This is a genomic window from Alkaliphilus serpentinus (assembly GCF_009017255.1).
Classification (GTDB): domain Bacteria; phylum Bacillota; class Clostridia; order Peptostreptococcales; family Natronincolaceae; genus Alkaliphilus_D; species Alkaliphilus_D serpentinus.
The window spans coordinates 1-6,366 of the sequence record NZ_WBZB01000072.1 but is presented as its reverse complement, the minus strand read 5'-3'; the positions used below and the strand labels follow the sequence as shown (position 1 = coordinate 6,366).

At 34.2% G+C, this 6,366-nt stretch carries 5 protein-coding genes; 4 read left to right on the top strand and 1 reads right to left on the bottom strand.

Annotated features, from left to right (window positions below; genetic code table 11):
- Positions 1 to 567 precede the first annotated feature (567 nt).
- The 3 genes from F8153_RS15575 to fliB all read left to right on the top strand — a co-directional run bounded on the left by F8153_RS15575 (position 568) and on the right by fliB (position 5,079).
- Complete coding sequence (locus tag F8153_RS15575; protein WP_151867283.1) at positions 568 to 2,508, top strand: hypothetical protein; 1,941 nt, start codon at positions 568 to 570, stop codon at positions 2,506 to 2,508.
- 83 nt (positions 2,509 to 2,591) lie between these two features.
- The gene (locus tag F8153_RS15570) at positions 2,592 to 3,635 is read left to right on the top strand and encodes a MerR family transcriptional regulator (protein WP_151867282.1); all 1,044 of its coding nucleotides are present in this window, start codon (positions 2,592 to 2,594) and stop codon (positions 3,633 to 3,635) included.
- Between the two features lie 214 nt (positions 3,636 to 3,849).
- On the top strand, positions 3,850 to 5,079 hold the full coding sequence (gene fliB, locus F8153_RS15565; RefSeq protein WP_151867281.1) for a flagellin lysine-N-methylase: 1,230 nt from the start codon (positions 3,850 to 3,852) through the stop codon (positions 5,077 to 5,079).
- A gap of 185 nt (positions 5,080 to 5,264) precedes the next feature.
- Here the strand turns inward: fliB and F8153_RS15560 are convergent, their stop codons facing one another.
- Positions 5,265 to 5,807, bottom strand: a complete 543-nt coding sequence (locus F8153_RS15560) for a GNAT family N-acetyltransferase (RefSeq protein WP_151867280.1) — start codon at positions 5,805 to 5,807, stop codon at positions 5,265 to 5,267.
- A gap of 148 nt (positions 5,808 to 5,955) precedes the next feature.
- Between F8153_RS15560 and F8153_RS15555 the strand changes: the two genes are divergently transcribed.
- The gene (locus F8153_RS15555; RefSeq protein ID WP_151867279.1) at positions 5,956 to 6,336 is read left to right on the top strand and encodes a winged helix-turn-helix transcriptional regulator; all 381 of its coding nucleotides are present in this window, start codon (positions 5,956 to 5,958) and stop codon (positions 6,334 to 6,336) included.
- Positions 6,337 to 6,366: the final 30 nt, after the last annotated feature.

Below are 6,366 nucleotides of genomic sequence, written 5' to 3'. Positions count from 1 at the left end.
AAAGCTTCAGATTTTTTTATTTAATAGGAAAGTCTCTTGTTACCTATATAATGGGGGGATTTTAAGGGGGCACCCCCCTTATAAAAATAAGGAGAAGCGAGTTGTGTCACGAATAAGTGACACTATGCTACGAACGGCGTCGAGACGGTGAGACGACCGAAAACGAAGTGTCCTAGAGAACGCATGGGTTCTCTGGAAAACAAAAGCATTTTAACCATAGAAAATTAACGCATGAAATGCTTTTGTTCTTGTGAAAATACAAGGGCCCTGCAGCAATCAACAAACTCTGATGATGGGTAAGGTTCTTATTTTTAAATTATTACCAAAATAAGGGCCCAAAATATATATCAAATTACGTATGTATATAATGACGGACAAATCAACATCAAAATAATACAATTTAGGAGGTGAATATTAGAAAATATCCGATTTTAATGTAAGAATGGCAATTCATTTGGCTCCGTTATATGAAATATAAGAAAATAGTCAGATTGAGTAAGACATATAAACAATAAAAATTAAAATATCTATTATTTAAAAATATGAACTTAAAGAGGAGTGTGAAGAATGAAATCTAAAAAAATATTATCGATTCTTTTAGCTATAACTGTTTTTACTCTTATAGGAACCTCATGGGCCTTCGCAGCGCCAGGTAAAGGCAACGGTAGAGGCGGAATGGCACCAGGGCAAATCAAAAATCACATATTAAACACTGATTTATCAGAGGAAGAAGCAGTTGAATTAATTATTGAAAATGGTAAATTATTGCCCCCGGGGATTTTAAAGGAAATCATTCTAGGGCTAGATTTATCGGAGGATTCATTAGAGGAGCTAGAGGAAGCAGGTATCCTTAATGGATTACCCGGTGGAATATTAAAAGAAATATACGCCGGTATGGATGACGATGATGACGATGATAACAATGACGATGATGACAATGACGATGATGACAATGACGAAATTGAAGTAAAAGGTTATATCACAGGGATAGATGTAGATGACAAAGTCATAGAAATTGACAACAACGAGTACCAATTACCAGAAGAAGTAGAGATTGAAGTAGACGGAGAAGAAGCGGACTTAGAGGATTTAAAAGTAGGAATGAAAGTAGAACTTGAAATAGAAGAGGAAGAAGCTGAAATAGAGGCTGAAAGTGTTGAAGGTGGAGACGTAAAAGTAGAAGGGAATATAACAGCCTTAGACTTCATCGGAGTTTATCATATAGAAATAGATGAAGAAGAATATAAAATAGCAGAAGAAGTAGAAGTTTTATTAGATGAAAAAGCAGCAGAATTAGAAGATTTAGAAGTAGGAATGAAGGCTGAAGTTAAAATAATTGAGGAAGAAGTAGTTGAAATCTATGCTAAGAGCATGGCAAATGAAGTAGTTGAAGGTGAAATAACAGCCTTAGACCTTATCGGAATCTATCATATAGAAATAGATGACGAAGAATACTCACTATCTAGAAATGCCCAGGTGGTTATCAATGGATTATCAAAAACCTTAGAGGATTTAGAAATAGGCATAACTGCTGTTGCAAAACTACATGAAGACATGGTTGTTAAGGTAATTGTTGAATTTGACATTGAAGAAATAGAAGGCGAAATAACAGGTATAGATGTTGAAGATCAATATATAGCAATAGATGAAGTAAAATATAAATTGGCTGAAAAAGTGGAAATCAGATTAAATAATGAAGTGGCAGCATTAGCAGATTTAGGAGTCGGTATGGAAATTAATGCTGTTGAATTAAATGGTGAAATCGTAGAAGTAAATGCCTTTAAAGAAGAAATACTAGAGGCACAAGGTAAGATAACAGCCATAAATCTACAAGAAAGAAGTATCACCATTGATGGAGTAGATTACCCATTAGCAACAGGAGTAATCGTTAAAATAAGCGGAGAAGCTGCAACCTTAGAGGACTTAATAGTTGGTATGACGGTGGAAGCAGAGTTAGCAGATGGAAAAATCCTTAAAATTTATGCAGAAATAATAGAAACCAACAAGGTTGAAGGAGAAATAACCGGTTTAGACTTAATTGGCATCTATCATTTATCAATTGATAACCAAGAATATCACCTTTTAAGGGAAGCCATTGTAACGATAAATGAAGAAGAAGCAGAATTAGAGGATTTACAGCTTGGGATGACAGGGATCATTTATTTAGTAGATAACGATATCATCAAGATAGAAGCCACACAGGTTGATAGTAAAATTGTACATGGTGAAATTAAAGATATAGACCTAATAGGCATCTATCATATAACAGTAGGTACCAAAGCGTATGAGATATCTGAAGATCTTCAAGTTACAATAGATGGAGAAGAAGCAACTCTGCAAGAATTGGAAATCAATATGGAAGCCAATATCCTTATTGAAAATGAGGTCGTAATAGAAATAGATGCATTCACATCAGAAATTGTCAATGAAATTAACAGGTTCTTTAGGAGAGATTTAAAAAAATACAATAATCAAGCCGATACAGAAGTCTTTTGGTTTAGTTTATGAATACATCAAATATAATTTATTTTCATATAAGTATTGACTCTGCCCCTGGGGCAGGGTTTATTATTTAGGGGGAGGTGTTTTACATGAATACAAAGAATGTCTGTAATAGGTTAGGATTAACACCAAAAGGCTTACGGGTTTATGAAGAAAAAGGCTTAGTAGTACCAGCACGAAATGAAAATGGTTACAGAAATTATAGTGAAAGAGACATATTAAGGCTGAGGGAAATCCTTTTACTAAAAGACTTGGGTTTTTCTTTACAAGATATTAAAGGGTTACAGGATAAGAGTATAGACGATGAGCATATTTTTGTTAGAAGCCTTTATTTACAAAAACAAGCAATAAATAAAAAGATCCAAGTCCTGAAAAATATTGAAAGGACATTAGAAGAAAGCATCGATAAGGTGTTAAATGATGAAATGAACAAGCAACTTTATCTTAATGCTATGGGGAAGACTCTAGATAATAATAAAAGAACAATGAGTAGCTGGAGGGATCAGTGGAATTTCGATACATGGGCAATAACATATGATGAATCCCTAACCAACAATAACGATGAGCTAGAGCTATTTAAGGATTACAGCAGGGTATTAGAGGAAGTTAGAAAAGAAATTGCAACAACTTCTTGTCAGAGGATTTTAGACTTAGGCTGCGGCACTGGCAATCTTACAGGGAGATATAGCCAGCAGGTTGAAGTATATGGAATAGACCAAAGCTTAGAGATGTTACTACAATGTAAGGAGAAGTATCCTAAAATGAAGGTGAAGCTTGGGAACTTTTTAGATGAGACCTATATTGAGGGAGTAAAGTTTGATTGTATAGTAACTACCTATGCATTCCATCATCTAACAGAAGCAGAGAAGGAAAAGGCCATTGATTATATGCTAGGGGCTCTTAAACCCGAGGGCAAAATTGTAATAGGAGATTTAATGTTTCTTAATGAAGAAAAAAGAAAAGAGAAAGAACAGGAATTTATAGCTAGAGGTAGAGAGGATTTATGGGAAACAATAGAAGAGGAGTTCTATGGCGATGTTGAGAAGCTTAAGACATATATAGATAAAAAGGGTATTGGTTTTAAATATAAACACCTAGTGAATTTTACTTGGATGATTGTTATACAAGGTTAGTTGCGTCTTACTGAAGAGCTCTACCGAGGGAAAAAAGGTGCTTTATACTCCTGAAGAGCAGAGGTATAAGGCATTTTTTATTAAGGAATAAATTTGATATAATAGAGAAAGTTAAAGATCTAAGACTATGTAAAAGGTCTTAGGGATACTGATTCTTTAGAAATTTAGATACTTATATAAAGACATATTCTATAATAAGGAGATTAATCGATAGATGGAGAAGGTATTTAAAGTACTACAGCCTAAATATTATACTAGGTTTCAGTGTGATCCAGATAATTGTCAAGAGAGCTGCTGTGAAAGGTGGAGGATAATCATTGATAAAAGCACCTATGACAAATATATTCAGAGCCAGAATGGCATCATTAAGGGGATTGTAAAGGAAGGGCTTACTATGAACCCCACCTCCTTAGATGCTAATGATTATGGAATTATTAATCTAAACAAAGAAATGATCTGTCCATTTTTAAATACAAATAACCTCTGTGAGGTATATATTAATATGGGGGAAAACAGCTTATCAAAGACCTGCAAAACCTATCCCCGTACAATAGTTCAGGTAGGGGATGTAGTAGAACGGGGATTAGAAATGTCTTGCTCTGTGGCGGCCAAAGAAGCTTTAATCAATAATAAGCCTATAGAGCTAGAGAGTATTATGGATTCTATAGATTTTAATAACCTATATGTGGTTTCATCACCCATAAAGGATTTAAAACAAATAGAAATGATAAATGAAATTAGAAGAACTATTATTAACCTCCTACAAATGCCCAAAACAGAACTAAGTGAAAGGATTATATCAGTGGGAGGCTTCTTAGAGGAAATATTGAAGATTGATTTTTCGAATCCTCATTTTGAAGAAGTTCTACTAATGATCAAAGATGTAGGGAAGCAAATGGATGTAGGAGACTTTAAGACCATAATTAAAAACAAGCAGCAGTCTAAGAATTTAAGGCAGTTTCATCATTTAAACACCCTTCTTGCTATGAAATTTAGAGAAGGAGATAGTATAAGCTTCTTCTCCAAAGGATACATAGAGTGTTTGATGGAGGTTCTAGACGCTTTTTCGGGTAAAAAGGAGCTGGAGAAGTATTATAAAAGAAGTTATGAAAAGTATCTAAGACCCTATCTAGATAAAAACTCCTATATCTTAGAGAACTTTATGGTAAACACAGTTTTTGTTTACAGTAGGGAACTATTAAATTTAAAAGACCTTTGGACTTCCTATTTAAAGCTCTGTGTGATTTACGGGTTGGTGAAATTTAATTTAATTGGATTAGCAGCTTATCATAAGGGAATGAATGATGAATTGTTACTTAAACTAATTCAATCATTTTCGAAGACCTTTATACAAGATAAAGTATACTGGCAATCAGTTTTTGAATATTTACAAGAAGAAGGTTTAGTGAAGCTTAATAGCTTAATAGAACTGATTACAGAGTAGAATCCCACACTTAGACGAGGGTTAAGATGATTAAAATCTTACTTTTGAAGGGGATGTTGCATTAAACAATGGTATCCTTTTGAGTCTAAAGCATTTAGAAAGGTTAAGGGAAATAGAATAATTATTAAAATATAGCAAAAAGGGATAAAGGCTGATAAAACCAGCATTTATCCCTTTTGTTAACCCTAACTATTCCTCAACACTGTAATAAAGCCCTCTAATATTTCATGGCTTATTTTGAAACTCTTTTCCTCGTAGAATTTTAATGCGCTATTATTTCCATTAGATACAAAAATAAATAGATCCTTAATCCCTTCAAAGGAGTTAAGCCAATTCATACTTTCATTAAACAGAACGGTTCCTATACCCCTTTGGCGATAACTGTCCTTTATATAAAATTGTGAAAGGCAGCCAACCTCATGGCCCTTAACAGAGTTGAAATCAAAGAAATCAACCGCCTTAAGGGTTGCGAAGCCTCCTGAATAGGTTGTTTTATTTGAGATATTGCTATAGGTATATCCTACAATCTCATCACCATCCTTTGCCACCATCAGAAAGTTGGCTTTGGCACCCTTATAGGATGGGATAAATCTACTTTCAAAAGACATATTATCAAACCATTCTGGATGAATATGGGCCTTTGATTTTTGATAGGTCATTAATTCATTACACAAATCTTTAACACAAGAGATGTTGTCATCTGAAATTCTTTCATAATGTATTCCCATACCATAATAAGCTCCCTTCTATAAAAAACTTTAAAAGACCTTTGATTAATTTCTAGCCTTTGGTATGATTATATCAGTTGGAAAACTTATGGCAAGTATGCAGGTTTTTCTGACTAAGTAAGGAAAAACTGAGTATTGGAGGGATCCTATGAAGGAGAAAGAATTGTATAAGAACAATCTTGACGGCTGTCCATTAACCTTTGCCCTTAATATTATTGGAGGAAAGTGGCGTTTGCCGATAATATGGGCATTAAGCAAAAATGGAAGAATGAGATACAATCAGCTAAAAAGGGGTATCAATGGAATTACCAGCATGATGCTCACTCAAACATTAAAGGATTTAGAGGATTGTAATATTATAAATCGACAGCAGTTTATGGAGATACCCCCTAGGGTGGAATATTCCCTTACAGAAAGTGGAGAAAATTTAGTTCCTGCCCTAAAGCAGCTTGCTAGATGGGGGGATGATGTGAGAAATAATATTGATAATATAGGAGAAGATAATGGAAGGGATGAGCTTCAATCCTAAATAATAGGAAAGCATTCCTGTAATACGTGA

What these genes read in the sequence shown, in the direction of transcription:
- F8153_RS15575 (WP_151867283.1), top strand. Translation starts at nt 568, where the DNA reads ATGAAATCTAAAAAAATATTATCGATTCTTTTAGCTATAACTGTTTTT.
- F8153_RS15570 (WP_151867282.1), top strand. Translation starts at nt 2,592, where the DNA reads ATGAATACAAAGAATGTCTGTAATAGGTTAGGATTAACACCAAAAGGC.
- fliB (WP_151867281.1), top strand. Translation starts at nt 3,850, where the DNA reads ATGGAGAAGGTATTTAAAGTACTACAGCCTAAATATTATACTAGGTTT.
- F8153_RS15560 (WP_151867280.1), bottom strand. Translation starts at nt 5,807, where the DNA reads ATGGGAATACATTATGAAAGAATTTCAGATGACAACATCTCTTGTGTT.
- F8153_RS15555 (WP_151867279.1), top strand. Translation starts at nt 5,956, where the DNA reads ATGAAGGAGAAAGAATTGTATAAGAACAATCTTGACGGCTGTCCATTA.